This window comes from Myxococcus llanfairpwllgwyngyllgogerychwyrndrobwllllantysiliogogogochensis, from assembly GCF_006636215.1.
GTDB classification, from domain to species: Bacteria; Myxococcota; Myxococcia; order Myxococcales; family Myxococcaceae; genus Myxococcus; species Myxococcus llanfairpwllgwyngyllgogerychwyrndrobwllllantysiliogogogochensis.
Genome location: NZ_VIFM01000110.1, coordinates 19,021 through 34,217 on the forward strand (window position 1 = coordinate 19,021; position 15,197 = coordinate 34,217).

Consider the following 15,197-nt stretch of genomic DNA (forward strand, 5'->3'; position numbering starts at 1 on the left):
GCATGCCGACAAGGCGATGATGGCGCGCTCGACTCCAGATGGGCCTGCGCTCAGAGCAGCGAGCGCACGGCGTCCACCACCTGGGGCCATTCGCGTGAGCGTGGGTCGACGACCTCGAAGTGGCCCGCGCCGGGCAGCACGACACAGCGCACATCGTCGCCATGTGCGCGGCCCCGGGCACAGTAGTCCGCGCTCATCGCCACGGGGACGGTGTCGTCCTCGGAGCCGTGGAGGATGACCTGGGGAACACCCAGGGGCTGGAGCGCGGCGGGCGAGGCGCGCTGGTAGCGCAGGGGCACTTCCAAGGGGGAGCCGCCGAGGAGGAGCTCCGCGGCGCGGTCGCTCAGCCCCAGCTCGTAGGTGCGCGTCAAATCAGCCAGGCCCGCGAGGGAGACGATTCCGCGAGGGCGCAGCGGGTCCTCGCGGCGCAGCGCGCTTCCCACGGGCATCCGGTGACGTGCCCCGAGCCACAGCGCGAGGTGGCCGCCCGCGGAGTGTCCCAGGAAGACGACGCGGGAGAGGTCCAGGGGATGCGCTTGCGCGAGGGTGCGCAGGAAGTCCGCGCCGAGCGCGACGTCTTCCAACGTGCCGGGATAGCCACCGCCTTCGTGGCCGATGCGTCGGAACTCCAGGCTCCATGTGGCGAAGCCGCTCGCGGTGAGCGCGGCGCACAGGTGGCCCAGGTGAGCGAGGTCATACTTCGCGCGCCAGAAGCCCCCGTGGAGGGCCACGACGACGGGATGAGGCCCCGGACCCGACGGAAGCCGCAGCTCCCCGAAGTGGTGCGGCCCCGGGCCATAGCTGATGCGTGCATCCGGCGCGGGAGGCGCCTCCTCGAGAATCCACAGCGAGCTCATGCCCGCATTTTCAAGAGGCGCCAGGGCCCTCACAAGCCGTGCCCGTCCATGGCCCTCCCGGGCAGGCAAGCTCCCAGGGCGTCCAAGTGTCCTTCGGACGTCACTCCCACCCTCCCGGAGGCCCTCCCAAGTGTTGCCAAACGGGCTTTAAACGTTTTTAGACCAAGGATTTAGCCTTCACTCGCGCAAATTTAGGCTTGATTTCCCGTCGCCAAATGTAAATACCTGCGCCCACGGATTCGCTGCCGCCGTTTGACGGCGGTCACCGGCCTGGAGGCACGGACACATGGAGACGAAGGGGCTGCGGACTTTCCTGGAGATTCCCTACGACGAGCTGGAGGAGCGCAACCTCAAGGTGAAGGAGCAGCGCGTCCAGCACGTGGCCGCCGACAAGGTCCGCGAGGAGCGCATCAAGTACCTCACCGACGAGCGCAACCTGAAGGCCGTCACCGTGTGCTTCACCGACCTCGAGGGTCGGCTGCACATGCTGGACTACGACAAGAAGTTCCTGCTCAAGAGCGCCGACAACCTCACCTTCGACGGCTCCTCCATCCGCGGCTTCTCCCAGCAGTCGGAGAGCGACCTGCGGCTGAACATCGACTGGGGCTCCTTCTACTGGCTGCCCTCCGACATCTTCGGGCCCGGCAAGGTGCTGGTGTTCAGCGAAGTGCTGGAGCGCGACGGCAGCCCGTACCACGCGGACATGCGCGGCCAGCTCAAGCGCATCACCGAGGCGCTGTACCAGAAGGACGGCACCGTCTTCCACGCCGCGCCCGAAGTCGAAGGCTTCCTCTTCAAGGGCCGTGACGCCGAGCGCCACTACCACGAGACGGGCAAGTTCGACTTCATCTCCACCGGTGGCTACTACCACTCGCTGCCCGGAGACCCGCTGCGCGCCTTCATCGACAAGGCCGCCGAGGCCCAGCGCGCCATGGGCTTCCAGAACGAGAAGGACCACCCGGAGGTCGCCCCCAGCCAGTTCGAGATGAACTTCTCGTACAGCGAGGCGCTCATCTCCGCGGACCAGATTCAGCTCTACAAGCTCTTGTGCCGCCAGGTCGCAGCCCAGATGGACACCACCGCCAGCTTCCTCCCGAAGCCGGTGACGGGCGTCAACGGCAACGGCATGCACATGAACATGTCGCTGTCGAAGAACAACAAGAACCTGTTCTACGACAAGGCCGGCCAGGACAACCTGAGCCCCATGGGCTGGGAGTTCATCGACCGGCTGCTCACCAACGCCAACGACATCTGCCTGGTCCTCAACTCCAGCGTGAATGCGTACCGCCGCCTGGACCCGCACTACGAGGCCCCGAATCAGATCAAGGCCAGCGCCAACAACCGCGGCGCCATGGTGCGCATCCCCTACGGCAACGAGCGCTCGGCGCGCGTCGAGTGCCGCTCCGTCGCCCCGGACGCCAACCCCTACCTGGTGCTCTACTCCCTGCTCCGCACCGGCCTGGAGGGCCCGCAGCCGCAGGAGGACGCGGAGTCCAAGCGCAGCCGCACCCGCTTCCTGCCGGACAACATCTTCGACGCCATCCGCCTCTTCAAGGGCAGCTCGTTCATCGCCAACATCCTGGGTGAGAACGTGCAGTCCAAGTTCGCGGAGCTGAAGACGGCCTCCGCCGAGCGCTGCCCCAAGCAGCTGGGCGCCCGCGTGAAGACGTCCGAAATCCAGTTCCACCACGAAATCACCAACCAGTACCTCTGGAGCCAGTTCTAGGCCCTCGGCCTGGACAGCCCCAGCAGCACCAGGCCCGCCACCACCGCGACTCCGGTGGTGGCGGCCTCCCGAAGGCTCGCGCCGAACGCCACCAGCGTCAGGCCGAGCCCCAGCGTGGGCACCGCCAATATCGCGTGCACCGGCCGCAGGCCCCGCTGACGCTTCCACGAGAGCCACGCCAGCGCCGCCGCCGTGACGCCGTACTGCATCAGCACGGCGATGCTGGAGAGCGCGAAGAGCTCCGACAGGTTCCCCAGATTGACGAAGAGCAGCACCGCGCCCCACGTGACGGCCAGCGCCCGCAGGGGCACGCCCCGGGGTGACATGCCCTCCAGCCCCAACAGCGACCGGCCTCCCGACGCGAGCGCGGACAGGTAGCGCGGCGTCGTCACCATCATCCCCACGCAGATGCCCAGCGCGGACACGCTGGTGCCCGCCGACACGACCCTCGACAGGCCCGTCCCGCCCCACACGCCCGCCGCCGCGGCCAGGGGCGCGGCGCTCGTCGCGAGCTCCGGCAGCGCCGCGACACACGCCCAGACGAGCCCCACGTACAAGAGCACCGCGCCCAGGAGCGAGCCCACCGTGGCCAGCGGCACGCTGCGCTCCGACGAGCGCACCTGTCCGGCAATCACCGGCACGATTTCAAAGCCCTGGTACGCGAACATCACCGTGAGCCCCGCGCGCAGCCACGCGCCATCCGCGAGCCCCGACGTGGGCGCGATGACGGGCCGGGGCCCCGAGGCGAGTGAGAACGCGATGAGCAGCGCGGCCAGCGGCAGCAGCTTCAGCACCGTGAGCGATGTCCACGTCCGCGCGGAGACCTGGATGCCCGAGGCGACGATGGCCGCGAGCGCCGTCACCAGCGCGGAGGCAAGCAGGCGCTGCCCCACCGGCCCCTCCAGCCCCAGCGACGGAGCCACCGCCTGCGACAGTCCCGCCACCACGGCGGCCGTGCTCAGGAACGCGCTGACGTAGGCCACCCAGCCGACGAGGAAGGCGACTCGCTCGCCAAAGGCCGCCCGCGCGAAGACGACGGGCCCCCCATCCGCGTCGAAGCGACGACCGAGCACCGCGAAGGCCAGCGCCACGGGAATCAGCGAGAGCCCCGTGAGCGCGAAGGCCAGCACCGCGCCCATGCCCGGCGTGGTCGCGGCGACCTCCGCGGGCGCGAAGAAGATGCCGACACCGACGATGCCGTTGACGCCCAGGGCGAGGAGCTGGAGCGGACCGACCGTCCGTTCCTGAGACGCGGCGGAGACAGCGAGGGGAGCGGGCACGGACCGCAGTTCACTACAGCCACGGCCCCGGCACCAACCCACCCCCTCGCGTCTCGATATAGCCGGAGCGCCGGAGCGTTCCGTGTCGAGTGACAGGCGGGCGGCCGGGAGTCGCGAGCGGCCGGGCGCCCATGGAGGCTTCCCATGCGCTGGATGGCGGTGATGCTAGGGCTGGTGTGCTCGGGGTGCGCGGTCCTCTCGCGCGGCCTGGGCGTCCCCATCGACGAGGCGGGCGAGCCCGCGCCGAAAGAGGAGACCGTCTACCTGGTCCCCCTCGCCGATGCGATGGCGATGACACGCAACATCCTCGAGGAGCAGCGCTACGACGTCTTCGAGAAGGAAGGCGGGCTGGAGCTGTTCACCTCCGCCCATGAGCCCGGCAAGGGCAGCGCCGGCTCCCGCAACTTCGAGCGTTATTACGTGAAGGGCGAGAAGCTGGGCGAGCGCAGGACGCTGGTCCGCGTCTTCAGACTCTCCTACAGCGAAATCGACACCGTGGCGGAGACGCCGCCCCTGGCCGCCGGTGTCCGGGAAGAAGCGCACCGGAACGCGGACGGCGTGGACAATCCCTTCAAGAGAGACCCCTTCGCCGGAGCGCCCCAGGTGGAGGGCTATCGCCTGGCGCGCGGCAACCGGGATTTGGGCATCGAGCGCACGCTCCTCCAGCGGCTGGAGATGGTGCCCTCCCTGGAGCTGGTGGGCGGCAACGCCTCCGTGCCCGTGCGCTCGGTGATGATGGAGGAGTGGGCGGAGGAAGCCCCGGCGTCCGTCCCCGAACCCGATTGCGGCGCGCCCCTGGCCGGCACGGACGTGGTGATGACGGCGGGCGCCACGGTGCTGCTCGCGGACCCCCTGGGAACGCGCGAGGTGCCCTCTGCCGCGCTGCGGCTGGTCTGTGACGCGACGGCGAAGGGACTTCCCGTGGTGCTCGGCCTGTCGATTCCCTCCACCGAGCAGGCCCTGCTCGACGCCTACCTGGCCAGCGCCGGACTCGCGAGCGACGCGCAGACGCTCCTGGGCAACGGCTCCTTCTGGCGACGCGTGTATCAGGATGGCCGCAGCAGCCGCGCCATGCTGTGGCTCATCGAACAGGTGCGCCGCCTGCGCGCCAGCGGCAAGGACGTGTCGCTCCTGGCCTTCGACGCCGACAAGGCGAGCGGCAACGAGCGCGAGGCGTGGATGGCCCGGCACGTGCTCGACTTCCAGCGCCAGCACGCCCCCGCGTGGACGCTGGTGCTCGCCGGAGGCACACACACGCGCACGCAGAAGGTCGGCTGGGACAGCGACTTCGAGCCGCTGGGCGCACGGCTCGCAGGTCAGCTGCCCTCCGTCCAGGCGCTCGATATCGGCTTCCAGCGCGGCACCCAGTTCTCCTGTCGCTACAGCGTCTGGGAGGACGTGGAGTGTGACGTCTTCGCCATCAGCCCCTCGAAACAGACGCGACACCCCGTGGGCCAGCCCGCGAGCCTGGAGCTGTTCGGCGCGCCCCTTCCGGAGGGATTCCACGGCCGGCTGTATCTGGGCGCGTTGAGTGCATCGCCGCCCGCACTGCACGCCCAGGCCCGTGCCCCTGTCGACACACCCGCGCGGGCGACGCACTGAGCCGTGCGGGAGGCCGCGATATACTCGCCGGCCGCCGGGCGTTTTGCGTGGGAGTGACGCACCGGGCAGCTCACGCCTGGAACAGGGAGCCAAGATGCGCCGGTACGGACTGCTGCTGGGATTGATGCTCACGGGGTGTGCGTCGCTCACCCGTCCGCTCGGGTCGAACATCAACCCGGAGACAGGCCAGTTCGAAACCCCCGTCGAGGAGACGGTGTACCTGGTGCCCGTCGAGGACGCGATGATGACGGCCCGGCGCATCCTGGAGTCGGAGCGCTACGACGTGCTGGAGAAGGACGGCGGACTGGAGCTGTTCTCCTCCGCGCACGAGCCCGGGAAGAACAACAAGAACCTGCGCACCCTCGAGCGCTACTACGTCAAGGGCGAGCGGCTGGGGCCTCGCAAGACGCTCGTCCGCGTCTTCCGGCTCAGCTACAACGAGATGGAGAACGTCGTGGAGCAGGGGCCTCGCGTGGCGGGCTCGATAAACAGGGACCTGCTCTCCGACCAGAGTTCGAACCCCCTGGATGCGCGGCTGGAGGCCTTCCGGACCGAGACCAACGCGCAGGGCTTCCGCCGGCAGGTCGCGCTCGAGGACCCGTTCCCGAACGCGCCGGGCATGGAGCGCTTCCGGATGGTGCACGGCGTGCGCGATTTGGGCATCGAGCGGCAGCTCCTCGAGCGGCTGGAGATGGTGCCGGCGCTGGAGCTGGTGGGCGGCAACGCGCCGGTGCCCATGCGCTCGGTGATGATGGAGGGTTGGGGAGAGACGGGCGAGGCGGGCACGGTCCGCGCGGCGGAGTGCGGCGAGCCCGTGGAGGGCGCAAGCCCCCTGCTGGCCGCGGGGCAGGTGCTGTTCGTCGCGGACCCGCTGGGCACCCAGGAGGTGCCGTCCACCGCCTTGCGGATGTTGTGCGAGGCCACGTCGAAGGGGCTGCCGGTGACGCTGGCCCTGTCGGCGCCCATCTCCGAGCAGCCGCTGCTGGAGCGCTACCTCGCCAGTGAGGGCACGTCCGAGGACGCGCAGGAGCTGCTGTCGGAGAGCGCCTTCTGGCGCCGCGTGTACCAGGACGGTCGCAGCAGCCGCGCCATGCTCTGGCTCGTCGAGCAGGTGCGCCGCCTGCGCGTCTCCGGCAAGGACGTGGCCCTGGCCGCCATCGACGGGGAGAAGGTGCAGGGCAACGAGCGCGAGGCGCAGATGGCCAAACACCTGCTCGCCTTCCAGTCCAAGCGCGCCCAGTCCTGGACGCTGGTGCTCACCGGCAGCGTGCACGCGCGCACCGCGAAGGTGGGCTGGGACGGCGACTTCGAGCCGTTCGGCGCGCGCGTGGCCCGGGCCCTGCCCTCGTCCGTGCGCGCCCTGGATGTGGGCTTCAAGCGCGGCACCCAGTTCGCCTGTCGCTACAGCGTCTGGGAGGACGTGGAGTGCAACGTCTTCGCCATCAGCCCGACGAATCAGGCGCTGCAGCTCTCCAAGGTGAACGAGGGCGTGCAGCTCTTCGACGCCGCGCGGCCGGACGGCTTCCACGGGCGGCTGTACCTGGGCACGCTGAATGCCTCGCCCCCGGCGCTGCAGACACAGAGCAAGGTCGCACAGCTCGACGCCGCGAAGTAGCCCGCGACAACCCCTGTCGTGAGCCTGGAGCCCCGGTGCCCGTAGGGTGGCCGGGGCTTCGTCATTCACACCCCGGCAAGCTTCGCCGGGGACGGCAAGCCTTGCCGGTCCGAAGACCGCGCCGTGCGGCAACTCCTGCCGGGGGGGCGCGTCCCCTCCCTCGAAAGGCGGGCCGACAGGCGCTGGCATCTTCGTTGCTCTTCCCTGTCCCAGCACGCCACCCGGGTTTGCGCATGACGCGACATCTCGGGGGTGGCGCGCAGGACAAGGAAAATCCCATGACGAAGAACACGTTCAAGAAGTCGGTGGCGGCGCTCGCGCTGCTCGGTGCCCTGCCGGCGGTCGCCGGTCCCGCGACCTACGCGGGCGCGCTGTGCACGTCCGTGTCGGGCTTCGCCGCGCCCAGCATCTTCCGCAGCGGCCGGCTCATCAACCAGACCGGCGGCGCCATCGAGGTCGTCTGTCCCGTGCAGCGCAACGTCGTCGCCCCGTCGTTCAACGAGAACGTCTCCTTCCTCATCACCGCGCGAGACCCGCACCTCACCGAGAACGTCTGCTGCACCGCGACGCTGACCGAGCCCGACGGGACGGCCATCACCGCTGACTCCGGCTGCACCGCCGGCGCCGACACCGCCAACCCGAAGACCATCTCGCTGAACCTGGCGACGGCCTTCGCGTCCGTGAACGGCTACATCGCCCTGCGCTGCGAGCTGCCGGGCCCCTACTCCGGCTTCCAGTCCACGCTCTCCAGCTTCTACATCTCGGAGTAGCCACCATGTCCAAGGTCCGCTGGGGAGTCCTGGGGTTGGCTGGAGCCACCGTGGCCGTCGCCGGAGTGTGGAGTCTGAGGGGGGATGTGCCCATGCAGGGCGCGACACCTCCGGCCGTCGCGGAAGTTCACACCGGACCTCCAGCGGACCTGGAGCAGGAAGTGCGCGCGCTGCGCGCGGAGTTGGAGGCCCTGCGCCGCGCACAGGGCCGCCTGGAGCAGCAGCCCCATGCGCCGGCGACGCCTCCGGGGGGGAGCGTCACCGCGAAGGAGGAGGGCTCCGAGGGCCCGGACACCGCGCCCACGAAGGAGGCCGAGCAGGCGGCGCAGGAGCAGCGTCGGCGGGAGCGGGTGATGGAGCTGGACGCGGAGCTGGAGGCCGCCGCGAACACGGAGCCTCGGGACACGCAGTGGGCGGTCCCCACCGAATCGCTCGTCACCCGCTCTTTTCAGGGCCCGGACTTCACGGGCTCGCGGCTCACCCGCGTGGAGTGCCGCACCCACCTGTGCACGCTGGAGGTGGAGCATGACAACGGGGATGCCCAGGCGGAGTTGTTGACCTCGCTGTTGCGCGTACAGGGCCTGCGGGGGCAGGCCGTCGTACGTCCCCAGAACGAAGGGGGCCGCCGAAGCTCGCGCGTCTACCTCTCCCGGGCGGGAGAGCGTCTGCCCATGACGCTGCGCAAGTGAGCATCCTTCGCTCGGGTCCCAAGCGGCTCCTTGTTTCCTGGGTACCCCTGGGTTGCTCGACTCGACGCGGGCGTGCCAGCATGGACGACCGCTCGATGTCCGCTCCGCCTCCCAGTGCTCGAGACACCCGCCCCATCGGCACCCCCTCGGAGCCTTCCGGGACGGGCGCGGCGTACCTGCTGGTGTTGGAGGGCGAGTCGTCGTGGCGCTTCCCGCTGCCGGCCGAGGGCGTGGTGCTGGTGGGCCGCGACGACAAGGCGGACCTGAAGCTGAAGGACGAGAGCGTGTCGCGCCGTCACGCGCGCATCCTGGTGACGGACGAGGGCGCGCGGGTGGTGGACCTGGGCAGCCAGAATGGGACGTCCATCAACGGCCGCCAGCTCGAGGATGCGCGGCCGCTGTTGTCGGGAGATGTGCTCTCCTTCGGCGCGGTGGTGGCGGTGGTGCGGGCGAAGCGCCGGCCCATGCCCGCGCGCAGGGCGCTCGACGCGGACCGGTTGATGGGGCAGCTGCGCGAGGAGGTGGAACGCGCGCTGCGCTATGGCCGGCCGCTCACGGTGCTGACGCTCGCGCTGGCCGAGCAGGGCTCCTCCGAGCGCGAGGCGGTGGAGGCGGTGCTGGGCTCGGACGCGGGGCCCGCGGAGGCGGCGGGCTGGCTGGACGGTGAGCACCTGCTGTGGCTGTTGCCCGAGGTGTCGGGAGATCCAGGCGAGGAGGGGATGGGGGAGCGCGTGGAGGCGCTCTTGAGTGCGTGCCCTCGCGCGCGGTTGGGCTCCGCCACGTGTCCGTCGGATGGCTGTGACGCGGAGACGCTGGTGGCCGCGGCGCGCACGGCCGCGCGGACAGCGGCGCCGGGGGGCTTCGCCTCGGCGGCGGAGGACATCACCCGGGTGTCGCTGGGCGAGCGCACGGTGCTGGTGGCGGACCCGGCGATGGCGCAGCTCTACGCGCTTTTGCGCAGGCTGGCCGCGAGCGAGCTGCCGGTGCTGGTGTGCGGAGAGACGGGCGCGGGCAAGGAGAACGCCGCGTTCGCGGTGCATCACTGGTCGCGTCGCGCCTCCGGTCCCTTCGTGCCCGTCAACTGCGCGGCCCTTCCCGAAGGCCTGGTGGAGAGCGAGCTGTTCGGCCACGAGCGCGGCGCGTTCACGGGTGCCACCACGTCGCGCGCGGGGTTGCTGGAGAGCGCGCAGGGCGGCACGGTGTTCCTGGATGAAGTGGGCGAGCTGCCCGCGTCCGCGCAGGCCAAGCTGCTGCGCGCGCTGGAGGTGCGTCGCATCACGCGCGTGGGAGATACGCGGGAGCGGCCCATCGACATCCGCGTGGTGGCCGCCACGCATCGGGATTTGGAGGCGGAAGTCGCGGCGGGGCGCTTCCGGCAGGACCTGTACTTCCGGCTGGGTGCGGCAACGGTGCTGCTGCCTCCTTTGCGGGAGCGGCCTCGCGAGGTGCCCATGCTCGCGCGCGACTTCCTGGAGCGGGCCTGTGTGGCGCTGGGGCGTGGGGAGTTGGAGCTGGCGTCGGGCACGTTGCATGCGCTGTCGCGGCACACCTGGCCGGGCAACGTGCGCGAGCTGCGCAACCTGATGGACTACGTGGCGGCGGCGGTGACGGGCGACGTGGTGGAGCCGCACCACCTGCCGGCGCGCATGTCGAGCGGGCGGACGGCGGCGCAGGCGGAGGTGGTGGAGCCTGAACCGGAGCATGCGCTGGCTCCGGCGCATCGGCCCCGGCTGCCGCTGGCGCAGGAGATTCGGGAGCTGGAGCGACGCAGGATGCAGGAGGCGCTGGAGGCGGCGGAGGGCGTGCAGACGCGCGCGGCGGCGCTCATCGGAATGCCCATCCGGACCTTCTCGTTCAAGCTGAAGCAACTGGGACTGCAACCTCGCTCCGCGCGCCGAGGCACCTCGCCGGAATGAGCGCGCCACCCGGGCTGCTGGAGCCCCCCCGCGAGTTCGAGGAGTACCAGGTGCTGCGCCCCCTGGGGCGTGGCGCCATGGGACAGGTCTTTCTCGCGCGGGACACCTTGTTGGACCGGCTGGTGGCGGTGAAGTTCATCGCGACGCCCGCGGGGCGACTGCCGGACGCGGTGGCACGCGCGCGGTTCTTCCAGGAGGCGCGGGCGATTGCCCGGCTCCAGCATCCCAACGTGGTGGCCATCCACCGCGTGGGCGAGGTGCGCGGCCAGCCGTATCTCGTGTCGGAGCTCATCCGAGGCGAGCCGCTGGATACGCTGCGGCGTCCGATGGACGGGCGGCAGGTGCTGGTGCTGGGGATTGGACTCGCGCGCGGGCTCGCGGCGGCGCACCGCTGCGGGGTCCTGCACCGCGACATCAAGCCCGCCAACGCCATCCTCTCCGAAGAAGGTGAGGTGAAGCTGCTCGACTTCGGGCTCGCGGAGTCGTGGACGGGCGAGGACGGTCCTCGCGCGCTGGTGTGGACGGGGGGAACGAGCACAGCGGGTCTTCGAGACGCGCGTGACGCGGGGCGAGAGGCGCCGCTCGACACGGGACGGAGAGAGGCACCGCGCGCGACGCGCGACACGGGACAGCGAGAGGCACCGCGCGAGACGCTCGACACGGGACGGGGAGCTGGCGGGGAGGACGCGCGTGGGGGCACGGAGCCCGATGTGGAAACGCGCCTGGTGTCACATGTTGGCGGGGGCACCACGCCGAAGGCACAGGTGCAAACGCGTCCCATGACGCCACCTGGCGACGCCACCCCGCTCAACGCGCTGGTGCAGCCCTGGCCCATGACGCCTCCTGGCGACGCCACCTCGCCAGCGTCGCGGGTGGAGACGCGTCCCATGGCGCCTCTTGGCGAGAACGCCGCGCCAGGACAGCCAGCGGAGATGCGTCCCATGGCGCCTCCTCGCGAGAACGTCGCGCTAGGGCAGCCAGCAGAGACGCGGCCAGTAGCACCTCTTGGCGAGAACATCGCGCCTGGGCAGCCAGCGCAGAGTCGTCCCGTGGCGCCCCCTGGCGAGGACGCCGCGCCAGGGCAACCAGCGGAGACGCGTCCTATGGCGCCTCCTGGAGAGGACTTCGCGCCAGGACAGCCAGCGGAGACGCGTCCAGTAGGGCCTCCTCGCGAGAACGTCGCGCATGGGCAGCCATCGGAGACGCGCCCGCGGCTCGCCGTTCCGTCAGCGCCGCATTCACAAGATGCTCTCGCGAACGAGCATCCATCAAGCACGTCGCAAGACTCGGCTCCCTCGGCGCACGGAGCACAAAGCGGAGCACCTCGGCCGACGACGGACCATCGCGAGGTCGCGAGCCCTCGCGACGACTCGTCTCCCGGTGGGCCCTGGGACGGAGTGCCCCCCGCGCACCGAGGACCCTCGCCCCTCCCGCTCACCGTGCCCGGCACGCCGCTCTATCTCGCACCCGAACTCTGGCGCGGTGAGCAGGCCAGCCGGGCCAGCGACATCTACGCGATGGGCGTGCTCCTCCACGAGCTATGCACTGGCACCGCGCCCCACGAAGACGTGCCCCTGTCCGACCTCGGGCGCGCAGTGCTGGAGCAGCGCCCTCGCCTGCTCGTGGAGCAGGACCTCGACATTCCTCCCGGACTGGCCGCCGTGGTGGACCGCTGCCTCGCCCTGGCCCCCGAGCAACGCTTCGAATCCGGAGACGCGCTGCGCGAGGCCCTGGAGGCCCTGGCCCAGTCCGCTCACACCTCTCCCCTGCCCTCCGGCAATCCCTACCGGGGACTTCGCACCTTCGAGGCCGAGCACCGGGGCGTCTTCTTCGGCCGCAAGGCGGAGCTGGGTGAGGTCCTGGACCGGCTGCGCGGCGAGCGCTTCGTCCTGCTCGCGGGAGACTCGGGCGTCGGCAAGTCGTCGCTGTGTCGCGCCGGAGTGCTGCCCGCCATCGCCAGCGCCGGACGTGGCGACGACAACCCCGCGTGGACCATCGTCTCGTGGACTCCCGGAAGGCACCCACTGGAGGCGCTGGCCGAAGCCCTGGCGCCCGTGCTCGAGGAAGGCCCCGATGCGCTCCTCGCACAGGTGGCCACCGAGGAACCCGGCGCCCTCGCCCGAGCCCTGCGCCGTCGTCCCTCGGGCGCCCCACCGGTGCTCCTCTTCATCGACCAGCTCGAGGAGCTCGTCACCTTCTCCGAGCCCACCCAGGCCACGCGGCTCGCCGAGGAGCTGGCCCTGGCGCTGCACCGGGTTCCGCGCATCCGCGTGCTGGCCACCGCGCGCAGTGACTGCCTCACCCGCCTGGTCGCCTTGCCGGGCCTGGGAGACGAGCTTCCTCGCGCGCTGTACCTCGTCCGCGCCCTTTCCGAGCGAGGACTGCGCGAGGCCGTGGAAGGTCCCGCCCGCGCACTCGGCGTTCGCTTCGAGTCTCCCGCGTTGGTCGACACACTCGTGACTTCCGCCGCGCGCGCCGATGGCGGACTTCCGCTGTTGCAGTTCGCGCTGGAAGCGCTGTGGGAGGCACGCGACGTCGCGCGAGGCACCATTCCCGCCGAGGCGCTGGCGTCACTCGGCGGCGTGGAGGGCGCGCTGGCCCGTCATGCGGACGCGGTGGTGGAGAAGCTCCGACCGGAACAGCGTCCCCGCGCACGGGAGCTGCTGCTGGAGTTGGTCACTCCCGAGGGCACGCGACTGCGCCGCACTCGCGAGGAGTTGCTGCGAGGGCCCGACGATGACAACGGCCGCGCGGTGCTGGATGGCCTCGTGCGCGGTCGCCTGCTTACGGCGGGCGAGGCCGAGAGCGGCGAGGGTGTCTACACGCTCGCGCACGAAAGCCTGCTCACGGGCTGGGACACGCTGCGCGGCTGGCTGGGTCAGGATGAGCAGCGCCGCGCCATACGGCACCGCCTCGCTCGCGCCGCCACCGAATGGGCACGACTGGGCCAACCTTCCGAGCTGCTCTACGCGGAGCGACAGCTCACCGAGGCGCGCGCCGCCGGAGTGCTTCCCGAGGGAGCAGGCCAGGAGGACTTCCTCGCCCGCTCGCATCAGACGGCCCGTCGTCGCCGGGCCGCACGCTGGACGGTGGCCATCGCGGCGCCGCTCGCGCTGCTGGCGGTGGTGGCGGTGACTCGCGTGCAGTCGCGCGCGCAACTGGAAGCCCGCATCGCGCAGCACCTCGACGAAGCACGAAGGCACCACGACGATGCCCGCGAGAAGGACGCGACGGCGCGGCGACTGCGCCAGGAATCCCTCGCCCTCTTCGACACGCCGGGCCCCGAGCGCCGCGAAGCCGCCGAGACGCTGTGGGCGCGCGTCCGAGACGAGGAGCAGGCGGTCGAAACCCTCTCGCTGCGAGCCCAGGCCGCGCTGGAGACGGCCTGGGGCCTGGACCCGGGAAGCCCTCGGGTGAACGAGCCCCTCGCGGACCTGCTCGCGGAGCGCGCGGAGCGTGCCGACCGACAGCGACAGCCCGAGCTGCGCACTCAACTGCTCACGCGCCTCGCCGCCTACGACACATCGGGCCTGCGACAGCGGAAGCTGGTGGCACCCGCGCGCGTCTCCATCATCACCTCGCCTCCGGGTGCACGGGTGCGGCTGCTGAAGGCCACCCCCGACATCTCTCCAACGAGCGACACGGCGCGGCCCTCGGACTCACCTGCGCCACCGGCATCCTCCGGACAAGACCTGGGACAGACGCCGCTGCGTGAGCTGGAGCTTCCCGCGGGCTCTCATCTGATTCTGGTGGAGGCACCGGGTCGCTTCCCCGTGCGAGCCCCCATCCTGGTGCGACCGGGCGAGACCCTCGCCCTGGACCTCGCGCTGCCCGAAGCCTCCGCCGTCCCCGAGGGCTTCGTGTACGTGCCCCCCGGCCGCTTCCTCCAAGGCGCATCCGAGAGCGAATTCCTGCGCCGGGCCTTCTTCTTCTCGCCCCCGCTGCACGAGCTGGAGACCGGCGCCTATCTCATCGCCCGGCACGAGGTGACGTTCGGCCAGTACATCACCTTCCTGGAGACCCTCTCGCCCGAGGAGCGCACCGCGCGCATGCCGGGCTCGCGGCGGCGCCTCACGGTGGTGGACCTGGCCCAGGAGCCGGACGGACGGTGGCGCCTCAACCTGCGGCCGGCCTCCGCCAGCTACAGCGTGCTCGACGGAGAGCGCCTGCGCTACGGCAAGCGAGACCGACGTCTCGAACAGGACTGGCTGCGCTTCCCCGTGTCGGCCATCTCCTTCGTGGACGCGGAGGCCTACGTGGCCTGGCTGGACCACACCGGCCAGGTCCCCGGAGCGCGCATCTGCACGGAGCACGAGTGGGAACGCGCCGCCCGGGGCGCCGACGGACGACGCTACCCGGGGGGTGACTGGCTGTCCCCGGACGACGCCAACCACGACGTGACGTATGGCCGAGAGCCCGGAGGCTTCGGACCCGACGAGGTCGGCAGCCACCCGCGCTCGCGCAGCCCCTTCGGCGTGGACGACCTCGCGGGCAATGTCTGGGAGTGGACCCGCTCCAGCGTGGACCCCACCAAGCCGTCCGCGCAGGGCGGCAGTTGGTACCAGAGCGACCTCACCGCGCACTCCGCCAACCGGGACCGAGTGGAGCCCACGCAGCGCGAGGCCCTCATCGGCCTGCGCGTCTGCGCCACGCCGCGCCCCTGAAACGGCAACCCTCGCCGGACCCCGGCAAGTCTTGCCGGCCAGAACCGCCACTTCACCCCCTGTCTCTTATACCCATCT

The 15,197-nt window shown here is 71.0% G+C and carries 9 protein-coding genes; 7 read left to right on the plus strand and 2 right to left on the minus strand.

Features of this window, described 5'->3' with window-relative positions; genetic code table 11:
* Positions 1 to 50: 50 nt before the first annotated feature.
* On the minus strand, positions 51 to 857 hold the full coding sequence (locus FJV41_RS25420; RefSeq protein ID WP_141645136.1) for an alpha/beta hydrolase family protein: 807 nt from the start codon (positions 855 to 857) through the stop codon (positions 51 to 53).
* A 286-nt stretch (positions 858 to 1,143) separates the two neighbouring features.
* Here FJV41_RS25420 and FJV41_RS25425 point away from each other — a divergent pair, with 286 nt between their 5' ends.
* Positions 1,144 to 2,583: a glutamine synthetase family protein gene (locus tag FJV41_RS25425; protein WP_141645137.1), complete on the plus strand. Its 1,440-nt coding sequence runs from the start codon at positions 1,144 to 1,146 to the stop codon at positions 2,581 to 2,583.
* Here the strand turns inward: FJV41_RS25425 and FJV41_RS25430 are convergent.
* A complete protein-coding gene (locus FJV41_RS25430; protein WP_141645138.1) occupies positions 2,580 to 3,863 on the minus strand; it encodes an APC family permease in 1,284 nt (427 codons plus the stop codon). The genes FJV41_RS25425 and FJV41_RS25430 overlap by 4 nt on opposite strands.
* Before the next feature lie 144 nt (positions 3,864 to 4,007).
* Between FJV41_RS25430 and FJV41_RS25435 the strand changes: the two genes are divergently transcribed.
* The 6 genes from FJV41_RS25435 (at position 4,008) to FJV41_RS25460 (ending at position 15,119) form a co-directional block, all read left to right on the plus strand.
* Entirely contained in the window at positions 4,008 to 5,465 is a 1,458-nt protein-coding gene (locus FJV41_RS25435) for a hypothetical protein (RefSeq protein WP_141645139.1), read from the plus strand.
* A gap of 94 nt (positions 5,466 to 5,559) precedes the next feature.
* Complete coding sequence (locus tag FJV41_RS25440) at positions 5,560 to 7,080, plus strand: hypothetical protein (RefSeq protein ID WP_141645140.1); 1,521 nt, start codon at positions 5,560 to 5,562, stop codon at positions 7,078 to 7,080.
* A 278-nt stretch (positions 7,081 to 7,358) separates the two neighbouring features.
* Positions 7,359 to 7,850 (plus strand): hypothetical protein, encoded by a 492-nt coding sequence (locus tag FJV41_RS25445; protein WP_141645141.1) that lies wholly within the window; start codon positions 7,359 to 7,361, stop codon positions 7,848 to 7,850.
* 5 nt (positions 7,851 to 7,855) lie between these two features.
* Complete coding sequence (locus FJV41_RS25450) at positions 7,856 to 8,539, plus strand: hypothetical protein (RefSeq protein WP_141645142.1); 684 nt, start codon at positions 7,856 to 7,858, stop codon at positions 8,537 to 8,539.
* An 80-nt stretch (positions 8,540 to 8,619) separates the two neighbouring features.
* Positions 8,620 to 10,455 carry a sigma 54-interacting transcriptional regulator gene (locus FJV41_RS25455; protein ID WP_246137399.1) on the plus strand — a complete coding sequence of 612 codons (1,836 nt, stop codon included), beginning with the start codon at positions 8,620 to 8,622 and terminating at the stop codon, positions 10,453 to 10,455.
* The gene (locus FJV41_RS25460) at positions 10,452 to 15,119 is read left to right on the plus strand and encodes an nSTAND1 domain-containing NTPase (protein ID WP_141645143.1); all 4,668 of its coding nucleotides are present in this window, start codon (positions 10,452 to 10,454) and stop codon (positions 15,117 to 15,119) included. Before FJV41_RS25455 ends, FJV41_RS25460 begins: the two co-directional genes overlap by 4 nt.
* Positions 15,120 to 15,197 lie beyond the last annotated feature (78 nt).

Bases quoted from the DNA above. Each gene is read 5' to 3' on its own strand.
- FJV41_RS25445 (WP_141645141.1), top strand. From the start codon at position 7,359: ATGACGAAGAACACGTTCAAGAAGTCGGTGGCGGCGCTCGCGCTGCTC.
- FJV41_RS25435 (WP_141645139.1), top strand. From the start codon at position 4,008: ATGCGCTGGATGGCGGTGATGCTAGGGCTGGTGTGCTCGGGGTGCGCG.
- FJV41_RS25455 (WP_246137399.1), top strand. From the start codon at position 8,620: ATGGACGACCGCTCGATGTCCGCTCCGCCTCCCAGTGCTCGAGACACC.
- FJV41_RS25460 (WP_141645143.1), top strand. From the start codon at position 10,452: ATGAGCGCGCCACCCGGGCTGCTGGAGCCCCCCCGCGAGTTCGAGGAG.
- FJV41_RS25420 (WP_141645136.1), bottom strand. From the start codon at position 857: ATGAGCTCGCTGTGGATTCTCGAGGAGGCGCCTCCCGCGCCGGATGCA.
- FJV41_RS25425 (WP_141645137.1), top strand. From the start codon at position 1,144: ATGGAGACGAAGGGGCTGCGGACTTTCCTGGAGATTCCCTACGACGAG.
- FJV41_RS25450 (WP_141645142.1), top strand. From the start codon at position 7,856: ATGTCCAAGGTCCGCTGGGGAGTCCTGGGGTTGGCTGGAGCCACCGTG.
- FJV41_RS25440 (WP_141645140.1), top strand. From the start codon at position 5,560: ATGCGCCGGTACGGACTGCTGCTGGGATTGATGCTCACGGGGTGTGCG.